Genomic DNA, 24,083 nt, shown 5'->3' with positions numbered 1-24,083 from the left:
TACCGGCCGCGACGACGCGATTGCGGCGCGGCCCCCATCCGCAGCCGGCGTTGCCGACTCGTGTCGGCAGACACGAACATCGCCTCAAGCAGGCTCGATACCGTCGGCGTCCGGATCGACACCTGCATCCCAGAACGCGCGGTACCTACCGCCTAACGACAACAGCTCGTCGTGTGTTCCCAACTCGACGATGCGGCCGTCGTCGACGACCGCGATGCGATCGGCTCGGGCAGCAGTTGCCAGGCGGTGCGCGACGATCACAGAGGTACGACTGCGTGTGACCGTCTCGCCCGCGGCGAGCACCAGCGCCTCCGTCGCCTGGTCGAGTGTCGCCGTCGCCTCGTCGAGTAGTAGGAGGTCGGGCTCGACGAGCTCGGCGCGGGCCAGTGCGATCAGTTGCCGCTGGCCCGACGACAGGCCACCCCCGCGTTCGCCCACCTGGTGTCGCATACCGCCATCGAGCCCTGAGATGACGTCCGTGGCACCCACGGCGAGCGCCGCGGCAGCGATCTCTGTCCGGTCGGCGTCGGGCCTCCCGTAGGCGATGTTGTCCGCGATACTGCCGGTGAACAGGTGGGCTTCCTGTGGTACCAGCCCGATGCGGTGACGGTAGTCGAGCAGTCCGAAATCGCGGATGTCGGTCCCGTCCATCTGCACCTCACCCGTGGTGGGGTCGTAGAAGCGGGCGAGCAATTTCACCACCGTTGACTTACCTGCGCCCGTGCGCCCGACGAGGGCGAGTGACGATCCCGCCGGAATGGTCAGTTCCACGTCGCTCAACGCGTCGGCAGAGGCACCCGCGTAGCGGAACCCGACGTCGGCGAGATCGATATCGCCGCGAAAACCGTTCGCGGGAACGGGTACTCGGTCAGAGCGTGACTCGAGTGAACTGCGAGTTCGCAGGAGGTCGGCGATGCGGCGGAGGCCGACGACGGCCTGCTGGTATCCGTCGAAGACCTGTGAGAGCTGCTGAACCGGCCCGAACAACAGCGTCAGGTAGAGGATGAATGCGACGAGCGTGCCCGCCTGCATCGTGCCGCCGGCGATGCGATGCGCACCGACCGCGATCGCCACCGCGGTGGCGATGTCGGACATGAGGGTGATGAACGGGAAGTACACCGAGATCGCGCGTTGTGAGCGCATACGCGCACGCACCCACTCGAGTGTGCGGTCGGTGAAGCGCGCCATCGCCACGGCGCTGTTGCGATAGGTCTGGGTGGTCTTGATGCCCGCGATGTTCTCCTGGAAGTCGGCGTTGACGACGCTGACCAGTTCGCGTGACCGTGTGTACGCATCGGCGGCGACCCGCCGGAAGGCGACTGTCGCGGCGATCAGGATGGGGAACACCGGAAGGATGATCAGGCCGAGTTCGATGTCGGTGAGCAGCAGAGCGACGGTGACGCCGACGAGGGTGAGGACGGCGACGATCGCCGACGTCAGTCCCGTCTGCAGGAACGTCGACAGTGCATCGACGTCAGTGGTCATGCGGGTCATGATGCGGCCGGACAGCTCGCGCTCGTAGTAGTCGAGGCCGAGTCGCTGTAGGTGTGCGTAGCTGCGCACCCGCAGTCCGAACAGGACACGCTCACCGGCGCGCGTGGAGGTCAACGTCATCACCGCGCCGACGATCCATCCGATGGCGACGAGCGCGACACCGAACGCCGCGACCTCCCAGAGCCGTGTTTCGTCCGCGCGGTCTGCGGCGTCGAGAACAGCTCGCGCCAGGGACGGGAAGGCGAGACCGATCAGGGTGTCCAGCGAGATGCAGATGATGGCTGTTGCGAGGAGCAGGCGAACCGGCGAGAGGATTCCCCACAAACTGAACTGGCGGTCTTCCCGACGTATCGCTGCGGTGTCGACATGGGGATCCTCGTCGGCGGGTGGCAATGCGTCGACCGCCCGAGTCAGTTGCGGCGTGGCCTGCATGGAGCCGAGAGCACTCGCGACGCCGCCGCCCCTGCCGGAGGGCCGACCGGGTGCGGGCGCGATGTGTGCCGCCGCTGACGTCGACGCCATGTCTGCAGGTGCCGTGTCTGCAGATTCGGACTCGACGGGTGGCCACAGCCGGGCCATGAGGCCGTCGTCGATCGCCGTCGGTGTGTCGGGGGTCGGGGATGGTGGTGCGGTGCGGCCGGAGGTGGTGGCGCCTGCCGTCTCCGCGACGATCCCGGTCATCAGTTCGCGGAAGCGCGGACTGCGTGCGTCGAGTTCAGCGACCGTGCCGATGTCGGTGATGGTTCCGCCGTCGAGTACGGCAACGCGGTCGGCGAGCATCAACGTCGAGCGCCGGTGCGCGAGGACCAACATCGTGGGTCTGCTGCTCCTACCCCCGCCTGACCCCGCGCCCGCTTCGCTGTCTGCGTGTGCTCCGCGGAGGTCACGCAGGATGCGCGACTCGGTGGCGGCGTCGACGGCGGACGTGGCGTCGTCGAGGACGAGGACTCGCGGAGCGGCGTAGAGCGCGCGGGCGAGTGCGACTCGTTGCCGTTGACCTCCCGACAGTGTCAGACCGCGCTCGCCGACGACGGTGTCGAATCCGTCCGGCAGAGCCGAAATGAACTCGAGCGCGTCGGCCCGCGCCGCGGCGTCGACGAGTCGTGGGTCGGGCGAACCGTCCGCGGAAGTTCGCTCGCCCGGTGCGGCGCCGAGGGCGATGTTGGCGGCAATGGTATCGGAGTAGAGGAACGGTTCGTCGAAGACGACCGCCAGCGCGGTGTGCAGGCTGTCGGGGGAGAGGTCGGCGACGTCGTGGATGCCGTCCCTCGCGGTCAGAGACACCGAACCGGAGGTCGGCACGAGATAGCGGCTCGTCAATTCGGCGAGGGTCGACTTCCCGGAGCCGGGCGGTCCCACGATGGCAACGCACTCACCCGGCGCGATGTCGAGGTCGACGTCGTGCACCACGGTCTTGTCGCCGAACGCGAAGTCGACGGCGTCGAGCCGGAGCCCGAGCGGCCCGTCCGGCACCGTGCCGGTCTGTCGGTCGCCCGGATCGGTGGGTTCGTCGATCACCTCGTAGACGCGGTCGACAGCTGCGCGGGCCAACTGGGCACTGACGACCAGATTGGTGAGCAGCCGGGCGAGCGAGGTCATCGTGGCGACGTAGGTGGCGAATGCGAGGAACGTGCCCGCGGTGATGGTGCCGTGCAATGTGAGCCATCCGCCGAGCGCGATCACCGCGACCATTCCCAACTGGGGGATGGCTGCCATCGTCGGCGCGAATCGCGCGTTGATCTTCGCCGCGCGCAGTCGTTTCGAGTACAGGTCGCCGGCCAGCCCGACGAGTTCGTCGACCGCGCGTGATTCCTGACCGAAGCCCTTGACGACGCGTACGCCCGTCACGGTCTCCTCGACGTGTTGTGCGACGTTGGCCGCCGCCTGCTGAGCAGACCACGTCGCAGCGAAAAGCTTTCGGCGCGTGGTGAACACGACTACACCGACAATGGGGATGATGCTCAGAGCGACGATGGTCAGCAGTGGGGACAAGTAGGCCATGATCCCGATCGCGACCACGACCTGGACCGCTGCACCCGCCGAGAGTGGCACCACGGCCAACAGGCCCTGCACGATCTGGAGATCGGATATCGACCGTGAGACGACCTGTCCCGTACTGATGCGAGACTGCGCTGCGCCGTCGAGGTGCAGCAGAGTTCGCATCAGACGTAGTCGCAGCGAATTCTGCACGCCGATCGACAGCTGCCCGGCGGTGAGCCGTCTGCCGAACTGGCAGGCATAGCGGACGACCGCAAGGATAAGCAGAGCCGTCACGATCATCGGGATCGTCACGGAGTCGTGCACCGCTCCGGTGGCGCGGTCGATCGCCGCTTTGGCGAGCAGCGGTGCGACGAGGTCGACGCCGACGGCGACGAGTGTTACCGCGAGAGTGATGACCACCAGTCTGCGGTGGCGCCAGCATTCTGCGGAGAGTCGACGAATCCAGCCGGTTCGTTCGGTCGGTGTTGCGCTGTCGGAGGTGGGTGGGGCATCTCGGGTCGGGGCCCGGCTGTCCGTGAGGGAGCCGGTCACCGATCCCCGGCGGGCAGACCGGGTTCGGTCACCACAGAACCGTCGACGACGTCGCCGTGCCACGATCTCGGTGCGGGGCCGAATGCTTCACGTGCGTTGAGGACGACGCGACGTCCGAGTGCTCGGTTGCCGACGCCGCCGACGACGGCGCCGATACCTGCGGGCATCATCTTGCCGAAGATCAGGGGCGCGCGCTTGATCGCGTACTTCTTCACGATCTTGTTCATCAACGCCGTGTTGAGTTTGCCCACGCCGCCCCCGGGAATGGCCGCGGTCCCCAGTCGGCGCAACGCGCCACCTCGTGTCCCGATGAGGCGGCCGAGTGCCGTGACCCCCTCCTCGCCGAGCGCGACTGCCAGAACCAGTGTCTTTCGTCGTTCCGACTGTTCGACGCCGATCCCGTGCACCTCGGCGATCGCGAGAGCGAGCAGAGCCGATGCCTCGAGAAAGAGGACCGTCTCGCCGGTCATGGCACCGAGCGCGGTCATCGTACCGATACCGGGGACTGCCGCGGTTGCACCGACGGCGCTGCCCGAACCCATCACGGTGCGCAGATACTGCTTCTCGAGGCGGCGGATGATCTGCTCGGGCGACTCATCCGGATGCGCCTTACGTAGCGCGTTCACGTATTTCGTGACCGCAGGAGCCTGCAGACGCTGCGCCTTGTCGAGCACAGAGCCGGTGAGTTCGACCGCCTTCTTGGGAGGCTTCTGTTCGGTCCGTTTGGTTTCGGTCATGACAGCGGTACCCAATCCTGTTCGGGAACGACCTCGTTCGGCTGCGGTGGGGGTGGTGGTGTTCCGTCGCCGAAGGGACGTCCCCCGAGTTCTTCACGGTGGTGTGGGGTCAGCCAGTTCCGCAAGTCGGGGCCGTCCGGCACGATCCCGGTGGGGTTGATGTCGCGATGAACGATGTAGTAGTGCTGCTTGATCTGCGTGAAATCGACCGTGTCACCGAAGCCCGGTGTCTGGAAGAGGTCGCGTGCGTACGCCCACAGCACCGGCATCTCCGACAGCTTGCTGCGATTGCACTTGAAGTGTCCGTGATACACCGGATCGAATCGCGCCAATGTGGTGAACAGTCGCACATCGGCCTCGGTGATCGTGTCGCCGACCAGGTAGCGCTGCGAGCTCAGACGTTCGGTCAACTCGTCGAGCTTGGTGAAGAGCCGATCATATGCCTTGTCGTATGCCTCTTGGCTGCCGGCGAATCCGCAGCGGTAGACGCCGTTGTTGACCTCGGTGTACACGCCCTTGCTGACGGTTTCGATCTCGTCGCGCAGGTGCTCGGGGTAGAGATCGGGTGCACCGTCGCGGTGGTAGTCGACCCACTCGACCTCGAAATCGACGGTGATCTGCTTGAAGTCGTTGGTGACGACCTCGCCGCTGGGCACGTCGACGATCGCCGGAACGGTGATTCCCTTGGGGTAGCCGGGAAAGCGCTTCTCGTAGGCATCCTTGAGGCGGGGGATCTTGAGAACCGGATCGACTCCGCCCGGGTCGAGGTCGAACGTCCACGAGTTCTTGTCGTGGGTGGGACCGCACAGGCCCAGTGAGATGGCGTCCTCGAGGCCGAGGAGCCGACGCACGATGAGGGTGCGGTTTGCCCACGGGCATGCGCGGGCGGCGACGAGCCGGTACCTGTTCGGCTCGACGGGATAGCCGTCGCGACCATCACGTGTGATGCGCGTTTCGATGTACTGGGTGTCGCGGACGAACTCCTGTCCGCTGGTGACATAGGACGCTTGCCCGTCGGGCTCGCGCGTTGCGGTGGACTGATCAGCGCTCATGGAATCCACAGTAGTGATCGCGACCGACGCTTGGCACGGCATAGTCGGAGCGGTATATTCCACCAGGAATATTTGGTTCGGAGTGATTGAGAGGAGGCGACGTGACCCCGACGCCGTTGGCTCCGCAGGCGATCCTGGTTCTCGGGCTGGTCAGCGAGCGGCCGATGCACCCGTACGAGATGTTCCAGACCACGATCGAACGCCAGGAAGACCGCTTGACGAAGGTCCGGCCGGGGACGCTCTACCACACAGTCGATCGGCTGGCGGCTGACGGTTTGATCGAGGTTTCCGAAGTCCGCAAGGAGGGCAATCGCCCCCAACGAACCGTTTACACGATCACCGACGCAGGCAGGGCGGCGCTCGACGCCAGCCTCGAGGCCATCCTCGAACGGCACCCGGTCGAATACCCCGAACTCTATCTCGCACTCTCCGAGGCACATTCGCTGCCGCGGCAGCGCGTCGTCGAGTTGCTTGAACGGCGCGTCGCGGCGATGCGCGCCGACTACGAGCGCATCGAGGCCGCTCAGGCGGCCGCGAATACGTGCGGAGCGGTCGAGATGTTCTACCTCGACGTCGGCTGCCGACTGGCGACGCTGCGAACCCAGATCGACTGGCTCGCCCATCTACTCGAACGGCTGCGGCACGGCGACATCGAGTGGATCGACGATCCCGACTCGACGTGGAGATCGAAGCACGCCGCAACACCATCCACCGCGACATCATCTCCAGCAACGCCATCCACCACAACGTCCACAGCACAGAAAGTTCCGAACCCGTGACAGCTCCAACGTTCAAGTCGGTGACCAACAGACCGTGGCTCTCGCTCATGGCATTGTGTGTCGGCTTCTTCATGATCCTCGTCGACATGACGATCGTCGCCGTCGCGCAGCCGCAGATCCGCGCATCTCTCGACACCGATGTCAACGGCATCGTGTGGGTGACGAGTGCATATCTGCTGACCTACGCGGTGCCGCTGTTGATCACGGGCAGGCTCGGCGACAAGTACGGACCCAAGACCGTCTACCAGGTCGGCCTCGTGGTCTTCACCGCCGCGAGTGTCTGGTGCGGCTTCTCCGGTTCGATCGGCGAGTTGATCGCGGCCCGCGCGCTGCAAGGAATCGGTGCCGCCCTGATCACGCCGCAGACGATGGCGATGATCCAACGCATCTTCCCGCCCGAAAAGCGTGGCGCCGCAATGGGTGTCTGGGGAACGGTTGCCGGTGTCGCCACACTCGTCGGCCCCTTGCTCGGTGGTGTGTTGACCGACAACCTCGGGTGGGAGTGGATATTCTTCGTCAACCTGCCCGTCGGAATCGTCGGACTGATCCTGGCCGCAGTGCTGGTCCCCGAGGTCGACAAGCACGACCACAGTTTCGACTGGGTCGGTGTGGTGCTGTCGGCAGTCGGTCTGTCCGCCTTGGTGTTCGGAATCCAGGACGGAGAGAAGTACGACTGGGCGCCGTGGATCTGGACGCTGATCATCGTCGGAATCGTGGTGTTCGCACTCTTCATCTATTGGGAGTCGCGGGTCAAGACCGAGCCGCTGGTGCCGTTGTCGTTGTTCCGTCAGCGCAACTTCTCGCTGTCGAACATCGGTATTGCTTCCATGGGCTTCGCGATCTCGGGCCAAATGATTCCGGCGATGTTCTTCCTGCAACTCGTGGGAGGCATGACGCCGACGCAGTCCGCACTGGTGATGGTGCCGATGGCGATCTTCACCGGTGTTCTCGCGCCGATCGTCGGCAGGATCCTCGACAAGGTGCATCCGAGCCTGATCATCTCGACGGGACTGTTGCTGGCCTCGATCTCGCTGTTCTGGATGGGCGCCATCGCCCGCTCGGCCACGCCGGTGTGGCAGCTCATCCTGCCGCTGTGCCTGATGGGTATCGCCTCGGCGGGCATCTGGGCGCCACTCGCGGCGACCGCCACTCGCGATCTTCCCTGGTATCAGGCGGGCGCGGGCGCCGGTGTCTACAACACCACCCGAATGATCGGGTCGGTGATCGGTGCGGCCGCGGTCGGTGCGTTGATGCAGACCAGGCTCGCAGCCGAATTGCCGGGCATGGACACAGCATCGAACAACGACAGTGCCAAGCAGCTGCCGATCGAGGTCTTCGGCCACGCCGTGCGCGAACCGTTCGCCCATGCCATGGGGCAGACGCTGTATCTGCCTGCGGCGGCACTGCTGATCGGCGTGGTGGCCACCCTGTTCCTCAAGCGCCCGGCGGGGCAGCGTTCGTATCCGCCTGCTGCGGACGTGAAAGCTGCTGCCGGCGCGGAGGGTGCGGTGGAGGAGGCCGGCGCCGCCTGAGGGCGCGGGCCGACCGCTGACGCGCCTCCGCAGATCTGTCGGTGGCAGATCGTACGGTGTTGGTCATGCGCATCCTGCACACCTCCGATTGGCACCTCGGTCGCACGTTTCACGGCATCGATCTGCTCGACGACCAGCGGCAGACGCTTGTTCAGTTGGCAGCGATCGTCGCGGAAGAGTCCGTCGACGTCGTGGTGGTCGCGGGCGACGTGTACGACAGGTCGGTGCCGTCTGCCGACGCAGTGCGTGTGTATGACGAGGGACTCGCGGCGATTGCAGCGGCGGGGGCAGCCATCGTCGTGACGTCGGGCAACCACGATTCCCCGACCCGACTCGGCGTCGGATCTGCCTTTGCCGCAGCTGGTGGACTACATCTGCGGACATCTGTCGATGCCATAGACGATCCCGTGATCCTATCCGACGAGTACGGGGACGTGGCGATCTACGGCATTCCGTACCTCGAACCCGAGGTCAGTCGAGTGGCCCTCGGTGTCCCCGACGCTCGGGGCCACCAGGATGTTCTGACCGCGGCCATGGACCGCATTCGCGGCGATCTCGCCTCTCGCAACGCACGTTCGGTCGTCGCTGCACACGCATTCGTCGTCGGGGGCGAGGCAACCGGTACTGAGCGATCCATCAGCGTCGGTGGTGTGGAAACCGTTGCCGCCGAGACCTTCTCCGGTATCGACTACGTTGCTCTCGGTCACCTGCACTCACCGCAGGAGATCACGCCGGCCGTGCGCTACAGCGGGTCGTTCCTGCCGTACTCGTTCGGCGAGCGCACGCACCGCAAGGCGGTGTGGCTCGTCGACCTTGGCGCCGACGGAGTCACCGAGGTGCGACGTCACGACATTCAGGAGGTGCGCGGCCTCAGCTCGCTCACGGGAACACTCGACGAACTGCTGACGTCCACCGATCATGCAGGCGCAGAGGACCACTACGTCGAGGCGACGTTGACCGATGCGACACGCCCGGTCGACGCGATGCGTCGACTCCGCGAACGCTTCCCACATGCGGTGCACGTCCAGTGGCAGCGTCCCGAGGCGGCAACAGAACTCGACTACCACTCGCGGGTGCACGGACGAACCGATGCGCAGATCATCCGCTCCTTCGTCACTGATGTCCGTGACGAACCCACGGCTGCGGAGTGTGCGCTCCTCGATGCCGCGTTGCGAGCCGTCGTCGGTGAGCCGGAGCATGTTGCTGCGGCGGAACAGGTCGACGAATCGCGCGACGCCGAGAAGACAGCAGAGTCGCTGACGCTGTTCGAGATCGACACCATGGCTGAGACGGCATGAGACTTCATCGCCTCCGCATGTGTGCGTTCGGTCCATTCGCCGACGACGTCACCGTAGACTTCGACGCCCTCGCCGAGGACGGGCTGTTCCTCTTGCACGGGCAGACCGGTGCGGGGAAGACGACGATTCTCGACGCCGTTGCGTTCGCATTGTTCGGTCGGGTGCCGGGAACGCGTCACGACGCCAAGCGACTGCACTCCGATCATGCGTCGGCGCAACAGGTTCCGGAGGTGGAGCTCGAAGCGACCATAAGCGGACGCAGGCTGCGCATCGTGCGATCCCCGGAGTATCACCGCCCGAAGAAGCGGGGGACGGGCACCACCAAGGTGCAGGCCAGGGCCACCCTCGACTGGATCGACGGGTCAGGCGTACCGCTCACGCGGCTACCCGAGATCGGCGAGGTGATCGGCAGTCTCCTCGGTATGAGCGCCGAGCAGTTCTTCCAGGTGGTGTTGCTGCCGCAGGGCGATTTCTCCCGGTTCCTGCGCGCTGCCAACGAGGATCGAGAAGCCCTGTTACAACGCCTGTTCGACACCGAGCGCTTCGGCGACGTCGAGGAATGGTTGCGCGACCACGCGCGTGCGGGCAATGCAGCGCTCGACGAAAAGGAGGCCACGCTCGGTCGGATCGCGGCGCAGATTGCGGCACTGGCCGAGACGGAAACGCCCGTCGAGCCCGACATGGATTGGGCCCAGGGATGTCTCGACGCCGCACGCGAGTCACATGAGCGCGAGGTCCTCCGACTGTCGTCGGTTCGAGCCGAACTCGAGCGAGCGCAAGACACATACGATCGGGGAACGAGTCTCATGCGCGACCGGCAGAGAGGACTCGCTGCCCGGTCGAAGATCGATCAACTCGAGGCTGCGAGCGCTGAGCTCCACCGCGCCGAGACCGATCTCGCGGCTGCACGACGCGCAGCTCCGGTGGTGCCGTTGATGGTGGATCATCGTGATGCTCTCGAAGCGCTCGAGCGGTCCCTCGCACGCTGTGCCGGGTCAGAATCGGCGTTGTTCGGAATACCGGAAGCTGCTGCGCTGCACGGGTGCACAGACGGCGATCTCGAGCGGGCGGCCGACACCTGGGCGGCGGAATCGGCCCGCCTCGAACCGCTGGCGCGCAGAGTTGACGAACGCCCGACCATCGTTGCCGACATAGCCGCCGTCGAACGGGAGATCGCGACCGCGACTGCCCGTGTGGACGACATCGACGCCGCGCTGACAGCGATGCCCGCGCGCAAAGCCGGTGCGATCGACGCGTTGGGTGCTGCTCGCGACCAGCGCGCACAGCTCGAGATGTTGCGTGGCAGAGTGGAGAAGGTCGAGACGGTCGACCTTGCGCTCGGCCAGCGCGAAGAACTCACGCAGACGATCGAGCGCGCCGAGCGTCGACTTCACGACGCCCGCGAGGCGCACAACGAGGCTCGCTCGCATCTGCTCGACCTCCGCGAGCGTCGACTCACCGGCATGGCCGCGGAACTGGCATCACAACTCGTCGACGGCGAGCCGTGCGTCGTGTGTGGGTCGTCGCTTCATCCGGCGCCGACGACTGCAAGCCCTGAGGTTCGTGTCAGCGACGTCGATGAGCGCGCAGCGTCCGAGATCGAGCAACGCGCGGCCGACGACGTGGCGGCAACGCGGTCGTCGCTCGGTACCTATCTCGAGCGCAGGGCGAATCTCGACAGCATTATCGGCGGTGCGAGCCGCGAAGGAATCGCTGCCGAACGAGCAGACGCTGCAGCGCGTCTCGCGACAGCCGAACGGGTTGCAGGCTCTATCGACGATCTGCAGCGCGAGGTCGACGATCTCGACGCCCAAGCCCAGCGGCTGACCGCCGAGCGAGGCGAACAGCAGTCCGCCCGTGCGTCGGCGTCGACGCGGCTCGACGCACTGCGCGCCGAGCTGACGTCGCTCGACGACGAGGTCGCGCAGGCGACCGGAGGTCGGGTCAGCGTCGCCGCACGGCGTGAGGAACTAGCCGAGCTGTGTCGCGCCATAACCTCGGTACGAGACGACCGCGCCGAGGTCATCCGATCACGTGAGCGTCTCGAGCGCACAGCCCGACGCCTTGCGGAGGCGTGCGCGGATGCCGGGTTGGTCGACGAAGAAGCGGTCCGCGCCGCTATGGCGACTCCCGAACAGATGGAGATCTGGGAGTCGTCACTGCGGCGCGCGCACGGCTTGCGCAGTGAGGCGCAGGCAACGCTGGATGACGACGACGTCTGCGCAGCACTCGCTGCCGACCCCGTTGACGTCGATGCGCTGGCTGCGGCTGTTGATAGCGCTCGTCAACGCCATGACACCGCGGCGGGTGCCGAGGCCGTGGCCGGGCGTCGTGTGAGCGGATTGGCCGATCACGTCGCCCAGTACTGGGAGGCGTTGAGCGCCATCGAGCCCGTGAGAGCCAAACAGCTGGAGCTTCGCGAGCTAGCCGAACTGGTCAGCGGTCGCGGCCAGAATGCGCGGCGCATGACACTGCGCTCCTACGTTCTCGCGGCGCGCCTCGAAGAGGTACTGGTGGCAGCGTCGGCCCGACTCCGTCAGATGTCCGCGGGGAGATACGAATTCGCGCACACCGACGCAGGCGGACCACGCGGTCGGCGCGGTGGCCTCGGCATCGAGGTACGCGACGAGTACACCGGCGCGACTCGCGCGGCGACAACCCTGTCCGGCGGCGAGACATTCTTTGCCTCGCTCGCGCTGGCACTCGGCCTCGCTGATGTGGTGTCCGCGGAATCGGGTGGACGAGTGCTCGACACCATGTTCATCGACGAGGGATTCGGCACCCTCGATCCGGAGTCGCTCGATCTGGTCATGGGTGTCCTTGACGAATTACGTTCCGGTGGAAGGGTTGTCGGCGTGGTCAGTCACGTCGACGAGTTGCGTGCGCGGATACCGTCACAGCTGCAGGTACTGCGTGGTGAGGCGGGTTCGTCTGTGAAGGTCCGCACGCTCGCCGCGTCGGGCTGACCAGTCGCGCGATTCAGCTATGCGCTCGTCACTCGGTGCGGATGATCGTGATCAGTCGCTTCGTGGCTCGCGTCTGTGCCACGTACAGATCTCTCAACCCAGCCGCGCCGGCGGACTCGATCTCGTCGGGTGCCACGACGATGACAGTGTCGAACTCCAAGCCCCTGGCTTCTGCTGCGGGAATGACGAGCACGTCGGGACCGACACGACTCGACTGCCTGGCGTTCGCGTCTTGCAGGTGGGTCTCACGGCCGTCAGCGCCCAGCACTGCGGCCCGCCCTGACGCGGCGATGATGCCGATCAGTTCGCCGGGATGGTCGCGTCGTAGCTCGGCGATGAGCGTGCCGATGGTGGCATCGACGGTGTGATCGGAAGCTGTGACGACGATCGGCTGGTCTCCATGGCGGAGCGAGCGCGAAAGCCGTTGGCTGGGCGCGATCCGACTCAGTAACGGGGCGGTGGCGTCGAGAATCTCGGCGGTTGTGCGGTAGTTGATGGTCAGGGTGTGATGGACGAAACGGTCGGCGACGAACGGGTCGAGAGCGTCAGCCCACGCTGTGATCGTGGTGGCCGGTCCCGCCTGGGCGAGATCTCCGACTACGGTCATCGACCGGTTGGGACAGCGGCGCATCAGCATGCGCCACTGCATTTCGGACAGCTGCTGTGCCTCGTCCACGACGATATGCCCGTAGACGGTGTCCGGTGGGCCGTCGAGAAGCGTGTGGAGCTCGTCGAGTAGCGCGAGATCGGCGACAGTCAAACCTGATTGGGATTCAGACATGGCCGAGTGGATGGCTTCGTCTGACAGTTCGGGAAGTAGTCGGCGTAGGGCAACGTCGTCTCGGAGGGCGGTCTGGAGAACCTCGTTCGGCTGAAGACGGGGCCAGACGCGATCGACGCTCGCGCGGATAACTTCATCCTCGAGGAGGTCGTCGCGAATTCGGTCCCAGTCGATCTCATCCAATCCCGAAGACTCTGCGGCATCGGGTGAGTCGCGGTACTCGCTGGCGAACATGCGATCGAGATCGATGCCGAACGCTTCCTTGATCTCGGCTTCGAAGTCGGAGATCTCCTGCACAGTCTGTCGTTCCAGTTCGGTGACGACGTCGTCGACGATGTACTCGATGAAGGCTTCTCTCGCGGGGTTGTGTCCGCCCCCTCCTTGGAGAGCCCGGCGTCGAGCATCGTCGACGCGATCTGCCTCGACGACGATGGTGCCGTGCCCGGTGTGCAACCGCAACGAGCTCCCGTGCGGCTGCAGTGCCCGGACGATCTCGTCGAGTGTCGCGGCACATGATGCGCGCCCCTTGGCGCGTGCGATGTCGTCGGATTCGAGACGATCGGGTTGGACGTCGACGAGATCGGCTGCCGTGGCCATGGCGACGTCGTTCTCTCCCAGAGAGGGCAGCACGTCCGAGATGTAGGACAAGAACCGAGCGTTGGGACCGAAGATCAGCACGCCGCGGTCGGCGATCGACGGAACTGCGTACAGCACGTAAGCGGCGCGGTGGAGTGCGACGATCGTCTTTCCTGTCCCGGGACCGCCGTCGACGACGACGATTCCGCGATGCTGCGACCTGACGATCTGATCCTGTTCTGCCTGCAGGGTGGCTGCTGCTTCGTGCATGCGACCCGATCGCGCACCGGTCAGCGCTGCGGTGAGTGGTGCATCGCCGACGACATCGTTCTCGGTCTGGGTGGTGCCATCCATTATCTCATCGGTGACATCGACGACCGTACGACCGTCGAGGCGTAGATGGCGTCGGCGTCGCACTCCCAGTGGTGATCTCGTCGTCGCTCCGTAGAAGGGTCGAGCGGCCTCGGCGCGCCAGTCGACGAGCAGTGTGCTGCCTTCCGCCGACTGCAGGCCTACCCGCCCGACATGCAGATACGCACCGTCATCGGTCATGTCGATACGTCCGAAGCACAATGATCGCTCTGCGCGTCGACGTCGTTGTAACCCGGCGTCGATTCGGTGGAGCTCGGCATCTCTGGCTACGCGCATCTCGGGCTCGTCCGCCCCAGATGTCAGGGTGCGTGCTCGGGCGGCGAGGATCTCGTTCTGCTCGGCGTCAAGACGGTCGTACATTTCATCAATCGCCAGCTGTTCATTTGCGACCTGCAGTGCTCTTGTCTGATCTGTATTCACCAGTGGGGCTGCTCTCTTTGGTCGGTGATGTGGCGTCCACTGTGGAGGTAGAACTCCGATATTGCAACGTTGACTTTCGCTGAAAACTTTGGCCTCACAGAGGTTTATCCACAGATGTGCTCTGTGCATCTGGGGCGGACATTCTTGTCGGTGCCCGCCCGTAGTATGGGTACAAACGTTCGATCCGGCGAGGGTAAGGGGGTGTGGGATGTCGATCGAGTCAGTTGGCCGAGGGGCCGATTCGGCTGCGGGAGGTAATGATTCAAGACGATTCGATTCGACGCCCGATGCTGTTCAGTCGGATTGGGCGACGGACCTGCCGCTCGGGTTGTTGGGTGGTGTCGATCCCGCCGCTCCCGAGGGTTCGGACACGGTTGCCGTCCTGGAGGGTTTGACCCGATTGCGGTGCGGTGAGGCGTTTGTGGCGTGGGCGCGGTATCAGTCGATCGGTGTGCTCTATGACCGGCTGGTCGTCGAGCGTGCTGCATCTGACGGGCTGATCGTCGACGGCTTCGCGGATGCTGCGGCACGCATCTCAGGAGTCTTCGCAGTATCACGTCCGCAGGCGGAACGCATGATCGACGAGGCGATCGTGCTGCGGGATGATCTGCCGAAGGTGTTCGGCTGTCTGCGGGAGGGGATCGTGTCGGTCGAGCAAGCGCGACTGGTGATCTCACGTACCGATCTGGTGCGTGGGCCGGGCACCCCGCCCGAGGTGGTGGCCGCTGTCGACGAACAGATCGCGACCACGCTACGTACCCGGCGGGGGTCGTGGAAACGACCTCGCCTGCGGGACATGGTGGATCGGATCGTGTTCCGCCAGGATCCGGATGCGGTGCGTGAACGTCGTGAACGTGCTCTGGACAAGCGGGGTGTGTTCACCGACAACTGTGGTGACGGGGTCGGGGAGATCACCGCCGTGATGTCGGCGGAGAACGTGCGGGTAGCGGTCGCGGCGGTACGGCGTTTGGCCGACGCGGTATGCGGCGGTGATGGTCGGACTCGTCAGCAACGCGCCTCGGATGCGATGTTCGCTCTCTTGAGCGGTTCCCGATTCGAATGCGCCTGCGGCAGCATCGACTGCACCGCCCAGATCCCCGCGCCGGGCACCGTACCGCCTGCCGATCCGCGGTTCGTCATCCACGTCGTGTGCAACGAAGGCGCCCTCACCCCACCCGAAACCGCCGACGGCACCAAGAGTTCCGCTGACGAACCCGCCGATTCCGCCGACAGCACCGGCGATTCCGCCGACGGCACCAAGAGTTGCGCTGACGGCACCGGGAATCGCGTCGAGGGCACCGCTGATTTCGCTGACGGCACCGGGAATCGCGTCAAGGGCACCGCTGAGTTCGCCGACGGCACCGGCGATTCCGCTGACGGCACCGCAGATCTCGTCGACAGCACCGCCGCTTCCGCTGACGGCATCGGGAATCGCGCCGATAGCACCGCCGATTTCGCCGAGGGCACCGCAGATCGCGTCGACGGCGCTGGGGAAACCGGTGGTAGAGCAGCGGATGCCGTTGACGGCGAGACGGATTCGTCGTCTGGTGGCGTCGCTCACGGCAGCGACGACGATGGTGTGTCCGACGGTGACGCGTCCGGCGATGCTGCCGGTGGCCGACGGCCCGGGTTGCGTTATGCGCGCAAAGACGGTCACCGGACCGGCCAGTCATCCGAGTCGGTGTCGGTCGGGTTCATGGACGGCTACGGCATCATCTCCGCCGAACACGTGCGTGATATCGCCGCTCGCCCGGACACGGTGACCCGCCGGGTGGTACCGACAAACACTCCCGAGAACGCCGACGGCACCTACACCCTGCCCGCACACGGTACCGACCCCTACCGCCCATCGACCGCCTTGGATGAGGCGGTGCGCTGTCGCGACGGCTACTGCGTCGACCCCGGCTGCGCCCATTCGGCATGGACCGCCGACAACGACCACGTCACCGAATACGACCACCACAACCCCGAGGCCGGTGGGCACACCAGCTACGAGAACCTCAACACCAAATGCCGATACGGACACATCACCAAGACCTTCGGCAACTGGGTCGATGACCAGTACCGCGATCCCGCGACCGGACGGCTGGTTACCGAATACATCACCCCGGAAGGATTCGTCATCCCCGGCGACGCCGAAACGTTCGAGGACACCTTCCCCGGACTACGCCGACTCCGCTTCACCCCACCCACGACTGGTGATCCACCACCCCGACCACCAGCAACCCCATCACCGCAGGCAACACCGCGCCACCGAACACGCGCGGCCAACAAACACGCCCGACGCCGCGCCGAGCGACACCGCAACCGCCAACGCCGACTCACCCACGACACTGACCAGCCCCTCGTCGATACAGGCGGACCACCACCGTTCTGAGCACACGCGTGCCGGGTTGGGATCCGTTCGCGCTGTGGGTTAGGCTTGCTGTCGCCCGTTGAGCCCCCGTAGCTCAGGGGATAGAGCGTCTGCCTCCGGAGCAGAAGGCCGCAGGTTCGAATCCTGCCGGGGGCACCGTTCTTTATCTCGGGGTCCAGCAATAGCAACCAGGCGATCGCGCGCTGGGTCCGTCGCACGCCGTAGAACCCATCACTGGGCCTGGAACCCCGACTTCGCGTCGTCGGCGAGCCCGACGTACAGCCGTCGCCACGGATCGTCGCCGAGTAACTCCCACCGGTGACCGGTTCCGTCGGTGTCCTCGGCGACCAGCACCATCCCGGGCTCCAAGCGGAATGTCTCGCCGTCGCGAGTGACGAAGTCCAGCACGCCGGCGAGGGTGATCACGTACTGACGCCGCGGCGCGGTGTGCCAGGCAAACGATCCGCCCTCGGCGGTCTCCTGGAATGCGGCGGTGGTTGTTGCAGTCTCGGCTGACCGCATCGTGTGCGCGTCGAGAGACACCGAGCCGTGCTCGACGTGAGATCGGCCGTCGGTGTCATTCCAGAGTCGTATCGCAGGGATCACGGTTCAGAACTCTACGATTCACCAGGCAGTTGTGGCTCGCCGAAGTGGGGCCAATAGGATGGTGACCTGTGACTCCCGCCGATCTCGCCGCATTGTTGAGTACCGTGACCCGGACCGTCGTGTCCGATCGCGGACTCGACGCGTCTCTGGTGCCCGAATCCGTGGTCGTCGAGCGTCCTCGCCACGCTGATCACGGCGATTACTCGACCAACGTCGCACTTCAGCTCGGCAAGAAGCTCGGCGTCAACCCGCGCGAACTCGCTGGTTGGCTCGCCGAGGCGTTCTCCGCTGCGGACGGAATCGAGAAAGCCGAGGTCGCGGGCCCGGGGTTCGTCAACATCTGGCTGGCGGCGGCCGCTCAGAACAGCGTCATCGAGACCGTCCTCACCCAGACCGCCGAGTACGGCAAGGGTGACGAGTTCAGCGACAAGACCATCAATCTCGAGTTCGTCTCGGCGAACCCGACCGGGCCGATCCACCTCGGCGGTACCCGCTGGGCAGCCGTCGGGGACGCGCTCGGCCGGGTATTGGCAGCGCGCGGCGCGAAGGTCACCCGCGAGTACTACTTCAACGACCACGGTTCGCAGATCGACAAGTTCGCACGCTCACTGGAGGCGTCCGCGCTCGGCGAGCCGACGCCCGAGGACGGGTACGCGGGTGAGTACATCGTCGAGATCGCGAACAAGGTGGTCGAGGCTGTCCCCGGCGTTCTCTCGCAGCCACAGGAGCAACGTCGTGAGACGTTCCGGTCGGTCGGCGTCGAGTTGATGTTCGACCACATCAAATCCAGCCTTCACGAGTTCGGCACCGACTTCGACGTCTTCACCCACGAGAACTCCATGTTCACCTCCGGCTTGGTGGAGGAGTGCATCGCCGAACTCCGTGCGAACGGCAACCTCTACGAATCCGACGGTGCATGGTGGCTGCGGACAACGAGCTTCGGCGACGACAAAGACCGCGTGGTCATCAAGAGTGACGGCGAAGCCGCCTACATCGCAGGCGACATCGCGTACTACCGGGACAAGCGCAATCGCGGCTTCAACCTGTGCATGTACATGCTCGGTGCCGACCACCACGGCTACATCAAGCGCCTCAAGGCAGCCGCCGCTGCGCTGGGCGACGACCCTGACACCGTCGAGGTCCTCATCGGACAGATGGTCAACCTCGTCCGTGACGGCAAACCGGTACGGATGAGCAAGCGGGCGGGCACCGTGATCACACTCGACGACCTCGTCGACGCCGTCGGGGTCGACGCAGCGCGCTACGCGCTGATCCGTTCGTCGATCGACGTCAACATCGACATCGATCTCGATCTGCTGGCCAAGCAGTCCAACGACAATCCGGTGTACTACGTGCAGTACGCGCACGCCCGGTTGTCGGCCATCGCGCGCAACGCCGACGAACTGGGTCTGAAGCCGCGCCTCGAGCACGTCGACCTCCTCGACTCGGACACCGAAGGTGATCTGATCCGCACGATCGGCGACTTCGACGAAGTCGTGGCGACGGCCGCGCAACTGCGTGAACCGCATCGCATCTCGCGATATCTGGAGTCCCTCGCCGGTGCCTACCACCGCTTCTACGCACACAATCGGGTGCTGCCGCAGGGCGACGAGGAGCCCGGCGACATCCATGGTGCACGGCTCGCGCTCTGCGCTGCGACCCGTCAGGTGCTGCGTAACGGACTCGATCTCATCGGCGTCAGCGCCCCGGAGCGGATGTGAACGCGCACCCCGCCGGACCTCGCCACGCGGAGATCCAGGCGGCACCCCACCTTGCGCAGCAGCCGCGTGACCCCGCCGCGGTGGCCAGGATTCCGGCAAACGTATTCCCACGCAATGCTGTTCGTGACGAATCCGGTGAGCTGACCATCGCGGGCGTCGGCGTGGGCGAACTGGCCGAGACATTCGGAACCCCGCTGTTCGTGCTTGACGAGGACGATTTCCGCTCTCGCTGCCGAGACATGATGGCCGCCTTCGGCCCGTACGGCCGGGTGCACTACGCGTCGAAGGCGTTCCTGTGCAGTGAAGTCGCGCGCTGGGTTGAGCAGGAGGGCCTCTCACTCGACGTCTGCTCCGGCGGCGAGCTCGCGATCGCGCTGCACGCCGGTTTCCCGGCCGAACGAATCGCGTTGCACGGCAACAACAAGAGCATCGACGAGCTGGCTGCGGCCCTCGACGCCGGTGTCGGTCACATCGTGCTGGATTCGATGATGGAGATCGAACGTCTCGACAGCCTCGCCGGCGAACGTGGCGTGGTCGCCGACGTTCTGATCCGAGTGACCGTGGGCGTGGAAGCGCACACCCACGAATTCATCGCCACGGCACACGAGGACCAGAAGTTCGGTTTCGCGCTGTCGGGTGACGTCGCCATGGAGGCGGTGCGTCGGGTGTTCGCCACCGACAACCTGCGTCTCGTGGGGCTGCACAGCCACATCGGCTCGCAGATCTTCGACATGGATGGCTTCGAACTCGCAGCTCATCGCGTGCTCGGACTTCTGCGCGACGTTGTCGCGGAGTTCGGTGTCGACAAGACATCACAGATGTCGATTGTGGATCTCGGTGGGGGACTGGGTATCTCGTACCTGCCTGACGATGATCCGCTGCCCGTCTCCGACGTCGCAGAAACCCTGGCGGGCATCGTCCGTCGCGAGTCGGAGGCCCTCGGACTGCCGATGCCGACGATCGCAGTCGAACCGGGCCGTGCGATCGCAGGCCCGGGCACTATCACGCTCTACCGGGTCGGAACGATCAAGGACATCGAACTCGGTGGCGGATCGGTGCGACGCTACGTCTCTGTCGACGGCGGCATGAGCGACAACATCCGCACAGTGCTCTATCAGGCCGAATACGACGTCCGGTTGGTGTCTCGGGTGTCCGACACCGAGCCTGTGGTCAGCCGCGTCGTCGGAAAGCACTGCGAGAGCGGCGACATCGTCATCCGCGACTGCTGGTTACCCGGCGACCTCGAGCCCGGCGACCTGATCGCCGTCGCGGCGACGGGTGCCTACTGCTATTCGATGTCGAGCCGGTACAACATGGTGATGAGGCCCGCCGTTGTTGCGGTGGCCGACGGTGCGGCGAGGGTGATCCTTCGTCGCGAGACGCTCGACGACTATTTGCGGCTGGAGGTGAGCTGAATGAGCGAGAACAAGACGATCGGCATCGCGGTGCTCGGTATGGGCAACGTCGGCGCCGAGGTGGTCCGGATCATCGAGGAGAACGCCGCGGATCTGCGCGCGCGTGTGGGCGCCCCGGTCGAACTGCGGGGCGTGGCCGTGCGCGATCTGAGCCGTCCGCGCAAGATCGCGCAGGAGTTGGTCACCGACGACCCGGCAGGTCTGGTCGCACGCGACGACGTCGACATCGTCGTCGAACTCATGGGTGGAATCGATCCCGCGCGTGAATTGATCCGTACCGCACTGCAATCGGGCAAGTCGGTGGTGACCGCGAACAAGGCGTTGCTCGCCGAGTACACCGGTGAACTGGCTACGGCTGCGGCCGAGGCGAAGGTCGATCTCTACTTCGAGGCCGCTGTCGCCGGTGCGATCCCCGTGGTGCGTCCGCTGATGCAGTCGCTCGCCGGTGACACCGTCGAGCGGGTGGCTGGAATCGTCAACGGCACGACGAACTTCATCCTCTCGGCCATGGCCGAGACGGGCGCCGGCTATGACGAAACCCTGGCGGAGGCAGGACGTCTCGGATACGCGGAGGCCGATCCGACCGCCGACGTCGAGGGCTACGACGCGGCAGCCAAGGCCGCGATTCTCGCGTCGATCGCCTTCCACACCCGCGTGACCGCCGCAGACGTCTACCGCGAGGGCATCACGCACGTGACGCCTGACGATCTCGTGGCCGCCCGGAAGTTCGACTGCACGGTGAAACTGCTCTCGATCTGCGAGCGCGTGCGTGGTGACGACGGTTCGCAGCGGGTCTCCGCACGGGTGTATCCGGCACTGATCCCGCTCTCGCATCCCCTGGCAACGGTCAACGGTGCGTTCAACGCGGTCGTGGTGGAGGCAGAGAACGCGGGCAGGCTCATGTTCTACGGACAGGGCGCAGGCGGGGCGCCGACGGCGTCGGCCGTACTCGGCGACATGGTGATGGCGGCGCGTAACAAGGTGCACGGCGGACGCGGCCCCCTCGAGTCGACCTACGCCTCGCTACCCATTGCGTCCATCGACGAGGTCCCCACGCGCTACTACGTCTCGATGCGGGTCGCCGACAAGCCGGGTGTACTCTCACAGGTCGCCAACGAATTCTCGAAGCGCTCCGTGAGCATCGCCGCCGTGCGCCAGGAAGGCGCGGGCGACGACGCCCGGCTCATCGTCGTGACACACCGCGCACCCGATCGGGCACAGTCGGAATGCGTTGCAGCACTTGAGGACATGGACTCCGTGACAACGGTGTCGAGCGTTCTTCGATTGGAAGGAACCGATGACTGACGCCACCAATGCACCCGCGCATGCCCCTGTGCACGCAGGCTGGCCGGGGCTGATCGAAGCCTATCGGTCGCGACTACCTGTCGGTGACGACTGGACAGTGGTGACTCTGCTCGAGGGCGCCACCCCGCTGGTTCCGGCACGTCATCTGTCGGAGCTGACCGGCTGCGAGGTGTACCTCAAGGTGGAGGGGCTCAATCCCACCGGCTCGTTCAAGGATCGTGGCATGACCATGGCCGTGAGCAATGCGGTGAACAACGGCAAGACCGCCGTGCTGTGTGCGTCGACCGGAAACACGTCGGCATCGGCGGCCGCCTACGCCACCCGGGCCGGGATCACGTGTGCTGTTCTCATTCCCGAGGGCAAGATCGCGATGGGCAAACTCGCCCAGGCTGTGATGAGCGGCGCCAAGATCATCCAGGTCCAGGGCAACTTCGACGACTGTCTCGAACTCGCGCGCAAGGCGACTGCGGAATTCACCGAGATCGAACTGGTCAACTCGGTCAACCCGGCTCGCATCGAAGGCCAGAAGACCGCGGCATTCGAGATCGTCGACGTTCTCGGTCGCGCCCCCGACGTCCATGTGCTGCCGGTCGGTAACGCGGGCAACATCACCGCCTACTGGAAGGGCTACCGCGAGTACAACGCCGATGGCATCAGTGATCTGCCACGCATGCTCGGTGTCCAGGCTGCTGGTGCGGCTCCGCTCGTCAACGGCGCACCCGTGAAGGATCCCGAGACGATCGCGACCGCGATCCGCATCGGATCGCCCGCGAGTTGGAACCAGGCCGTCGCAGCCAAGGAGGAGTCGGGCGGACAGTTCCGCGCGGCCACCGACGAGAAACTGCTCGAGGCATACCGACTCGTGGCGGGCAAGGAAGGCGTCTTCGTCGAGCCCGCATCGGCGGCGAGCGTCGCGGGCCTGCTCGCAGCCCACGCAGACGGTTGGATCACACCGGGTCAGACTGTCGTCTGCACGGTGACCGGTAACGGACTCAAAGACCCTGACACCGCGCTGTTGGGAATGCCGGAGGTCGAGGCCATCCCCGTCGATCCCGTGGCGGTTGCCGATGCGCTCGGCGTCGCCTGAACCCGGGACGGCCTCACGAATGGTCAGCCCGGATACGGTCTACAGGCAACTGCCCGAAGGGCTTTCGGCTCGAGTTCGTGTGCCTGCCTCGAGCGCGAATCTCGGTCCGGGGTTCGACTCCCTCGGTATCGCGCTCGGACTCTACGACGAGGTGGTTGCCACCACGACTCCCGCGGGCATCGACGTCGACGTCGACGGCGAGTCTGCCGACGAGGTACCGCGCGACGCCAATCATCTCGTCGTCCGCGCGCTGCTCGCGGGACTCGCCCACGCGGGAGTGTCGGCCGCGGGCCTGCACCTGAAGACGGTCAATGCCATCCCGCATTCCCGCGGACTGGGATCGTCGGCCTCGGCCGCGGTGTCCGGGCTCGCTGCGGCCTCGGGTCTGGTTTCCGCCGCAGGCCTGGGGGATCCGATTTCCGATGGCGACCTGGTACAGCTGGCGAGCGCCTTCGAAGGTCACCCCGACAACGCGGCGGCCAGTGTCCTCGGTTCGGCGGTGGTCACGTGGATCGAGCCGGGCGAGCACCCCGTGTACGGTGCGCGCAGGCTCGGCGTTCATCCCGACATCCGGGCAACGGTTTTCGTCCCGGCGACCGAGTCGTCGACGTCCTACACTCGTGGACTGCTGCCGGACGCGGTACCGCGCACGGACGCGATCTTCAACGTCAGCCGCGCAGCCCTGGCTGTGGTCGCGCTGACCTCCGACCCGCGGTGTCTGTTCGCCGCCACCGACGACCGCCTGCACCAGCCATATCGAGCCGAGGCCATGCCGGAGACGTCGCGGCTTGTCGCCGAACTCCGCGCCAGGGGATACGCAGCAACGGTGTCGGGTGCCGGTCCGAGTGTCCTGGTACTCGACACCCGATCGCTGGACGCGGGCACCCGCGAACTCGCCTCTGAACAGGGTTTTCGTGTTCAACAGCTCGAGATCGCCGGCGGCGTCCGAATCGGCTGAATCTTCTCGTGCAGGTACGGCGTGTTGCCCGTATCATGCCTGGGGGGTTATCATAAACTGGTCTAGCCGCGCAGGCTCGTTCCGCCGTGCTTCTCA

15 protein-coding genes and 1 tRNA gene are annotated in these 24,083 nt (G+C 65.7%); 11 read left to right on the top strand and 5 right to left on the bottom strand.

Annotation, left to right across the window (positions count from 1 at the left end):
* Positions 1 to 84: 84 nt before the first annotated feature.
* The 3 genes from LK459_RS01250 to LK459_RS01240 are packed head-to-tail and all read right to left on the bottom strand — an operon-like array spanning position 85 to position 5,815.
* The gene (locus tag LK459_RS01250) at positions 85 to 4,026 is read right to left on the bottom strand and encodes an ABC transporter ATP-binding protein (protein ID WP_227921302.1); all 3,942 of its coding nucleotides are present in this window, start codon (positions 4,024 to 4,026) and stop codon (positions 85 to 87) included.
* Positions 4,023 to 4,763, bottom strand: a complete 741-nt coding sequence (locus LK459_RS01245; protein WP_227921300.1) for a hypothetical protein — start codon at positions 4,761 to 4,763, stop codon at positions 4,023 to 4,025. Before LK459_RS01245 ends, LK459_RS01250 begins: the two co-directional genes overlap by 4 nt.
* Positions 4,760 to 5,815: a glutathione S-transferase family protein gene (locus tag LK459_RS01240; protein WP_227921298.1), complete on the bottom strand. Its 1,056-nt coding sequence runs from the start codon at positions 5,813 to 5,815 to the stop codon at positions 4,760 to 4,762. The genes LK459_RS01245 and LK459_RS01240 overlap by 4 nt, the downstream gene beginning before the upstream one ends.
* 101 nt (positions 5,816 to 5,916) lie before the next feature.
* Between LK459_RS01240 and LK459_RS01235 the strand changes: the two genes are divergently transcribed.
* The 4 genes from LK459_RS01235 to LK459_RS01220 all read left to right on the top strand — a co-directional run bounded on the left by LK459_RS01235 (position 5,917) and on the right by LK459_RS01220 (position 12,390).
* Complete coding sequence (locus LK459_RS01235; RefSeq protein ID WP_227921296.1) at positions 5,917 to 6,594, top strand: PadR family transcriptional regulator; 678 nt, start codon at positions 5,917 to 5,919, stop codon at positions 6,592 to 6,594.
* Positions 6,595 to 6,641: 47 nt separating this feature from the next.
* A complete protein-coding gene (locus LK459_RS01230) occupies positions 6,642 to 8,126 on the top strand; it encodes an MFS transporter (protein ID WP_227923514.1) in 1,485 nt (494 codons plus the stop codon).
* Positions 8,127 to 8,191: 65 nt separating this feature from the next.
* Positions 8,192 to 9,424 (top strand): exonuclease SbcCD subunit D, encoded by a 1,233-nt coding sequence (locus tag LK459_RS01225; RefSeq protein ID WP_227921295.1) that lies wholly within the window; start codon positions 8,192 to 8,194, stop codon positions 9,422 to 9,424.
* Positions 9,421 to 12,390 (top strand): AAA family ATPase, encoded by a 2,970-nt coding sequence (locus LK459_RS01220; RefSeq protein WP_227921293.1) that lies wholly within the window; start codon positions 9,421 to 9,423, stop codon positions 12,388 to 12,390. Before LK459_RS01225 ends, LK459_RS01220 begins: the two co-directional genes overlap by 4 nt.
* A gap of 28 nt (positions 12,391 to 12,418) precedes the next feature.
* Here LK459_RS01220 and LK459_RS01215 read toward each other — a convergent pair whose 3' ends face one another.
* Positions 12,419 to 14,479, bottom strand: coding sequence for a HelD family protein (locus LK459_RS01215; protein WP_227921291.1), 2,061 nt, complete (start codon positions 14,477 to 14,479; stop codon positions 12,419 to 12,421).
* Positions 14,480 to 14,747: 268 nt separating this feature from the next.
* Here LK459_RS01215 and LK459_RS01210 point away from each other — a divergent pair, with 268 nt between their 5' ends.
* The gene (locus LK459_RS01210; protein ID WP_227921290.1) at positions 14,748 to 16,916 is read left to right on the top strand and encodes a DUF222 domain-containing protein; all 2,169 of its coding nucleotides are present in this window, start codon (positions 14,748 to 14,750) and stop codon (positions 16,914 to 16,916) included.
* A 62-nt stretch (positions 16,917 to 16,978) separates the two neighbouring features.
* Positions 16,979 to 17,051, top strand: a tRNA-Arg gene (locus LK459_RS01205).
* 75 nt (positions 17,052 to 17,126) lie between these two features.
* Here LK459_RS01205 and LK459_RS01200 read toward each other — a convergent pair.
* A complete protein-coding gene (locus LK459_RS01200) occupies positions 17,127 to 17,501 on the bottom strand; it encodes a cupin domain-containing protein (protein WP_227921288.1) in 375 nt (124 codons plus the stop codon).
* A 68-nt stretch (positions 17,502 to 17,569) separates the two neighbouring features.
* On the opposite strand from LK459_RS01200, the gene argS reads away from it, so the two are divergent.
* Genes argS through thrB form a run of 5 tightly spaced genes read left to right on the top strand, consistent with a single transcriptional unit; the run spans position 17,570 to position 23,987 of the window.
* Positions 17,570 to 19,222, top strand: a complete 1,653-nt coding sequence (argS, locus tag LK459_RS01195) for an arginine--tRNA ligase (RefSeq protein ID WP_227921287.1) — start codon at positions 17,570 to 17,572, stop codon at positions 19,220 to 19,222.
* Positions 19,219 to 20,637, top strand: coding sequence for a diaminopimelate decarboxylase (lysA, locus tag LK459_RS01190; RefSeq protein ID WP_227921285.1), 1,419 nt, complete (start codon positions 19,219 to 19,221; stop codon positions 20,635 to 20,637). Before argS ends, lysA begins: the two co-directional genes overlap by 4 nt.
* Entirely contained in the window at positions 20,638 to 21,942 is a 1,305-nt protein-coding gene (locus LK459_RS01185; RefSeq protein WP_227921284.1) for a homoserine dehydrogenase, read from the top strand.
* Positions 21,935 to 23,029 (top strand): threonine synthase, encoded by a 1,095-nt coding sequence (gene thrC / locus LK459_RS01180; protein ID WP_227921283.1) that lies wholly within the window; start codon positions 21,935 to 21,937, stop codon positions 23,027 to 23,029. Before LK459_RS01185 ends, thrC begins: the two co-directional genes overlap by 8 nt.
* On the top strand, positions 23,010 to 23,987 hold the full coding sequence (gene thrB / locus LK459_RS01175) for a homoserine kinase (protein ID WP_407648691.1): 978 nt from the start codon (positions 23,010 to 23,012) through the stop codon (positions 23,985 to 23,987). The genes thrC and thrB overlap by 20 nt, the downstream gene beginning before the upstream one ends.
* The last annotated feature ends 96 nt before the right edge of the window (positions 23,988 to 24,083 follow it).

Source organism: Gordonia otitidis, from assembly GCF_020735545.1.
Lineage (GTDB): Bacteria > Actinomycetota > Actinomycetes > Mycobacteriales > Mycobacteriaceae > Gordonia > Gordonia otitidis.
This window is presented reverse-complemented; position numbering and strand designations above follow the sequence as displayed.

What these genes read in the sequence shown, in the direction of transcription:
- LK459_RS01245 (WP_227921300.1), bottom strand. Translation starts at nt 4,763, where the DNA reads ATGACCGAAACCAAACGGACCGAACAGAAGCCTCCCAAGAAGGCGGTC.
- LK459_RS01240 (WP_227921298.1), bottom strand. Translation starts at nt 5,815, where the DNA reads ATGAGCGCTGATCAGTCCACCGCAACGCGCGAGCCCGACGGGCAAGCG.
- LK459_RS01230 (WP_227923514.1), top strand. Translation starts at nt 6,642, where the DNA reads ATGGCATTGTGTGTCGGCTTCTTCATGATCCTCGTCGACATGACGATC.
- LK459_RS01225 (WP_227921295.1), top strand. Translation starts at nt 8,192, where the DNA reads ATGCGCATCCTGCACACCTCCGATTGGCACCTCGGTCGCACGTTTCAC.
- LK459_RS01220 (WP_227921293.1), top strand. Translation starts at nt 9,421, where the DNA reads ATGAGACTTCATCGCCTCCGCATGTGTGCGTTCGGTCCATTCGCCGAC.
- LK459_RS01215 (WP_227921291.1), bottom strand. Translation starts at nt 14,479, where the DNA reads ATGTACGACCGTCTTGACGCCGAGCAGAACGAGATCCTCGCCGCCCGA.
- LK459_RS01210 (WP_227921290.1), top strand. Translation starts at nt 14,748, where the DNA reads ATGTCGATCGAGTCAGTTGGCCGAGGGGCCGATTCGGCTGCGGGAGGT.
- LK459_RS01185 (WP_227921284.1), top strand. Translation starts at nt 20,638, where the DNA reads ATGAGCGAGAACAAGACGATCGGCATCGCGGTGCTCGGTATGGGCAAC.
- thrC (WP_227921283.1), top strand. Translation starts at nt 21,935, where the DNA reads ATGACTGACGCCACCAATGCACCCGCGCATGCCCCTGTGCACGCAGGC.
- thrB (WP_407648691.1), top strand. Translation starts at nt 23,010, where the DNA reads ATGCGCTCGGCGTCGCCTGAACCCGGGACGGCCTCACGAATGGTCAGC.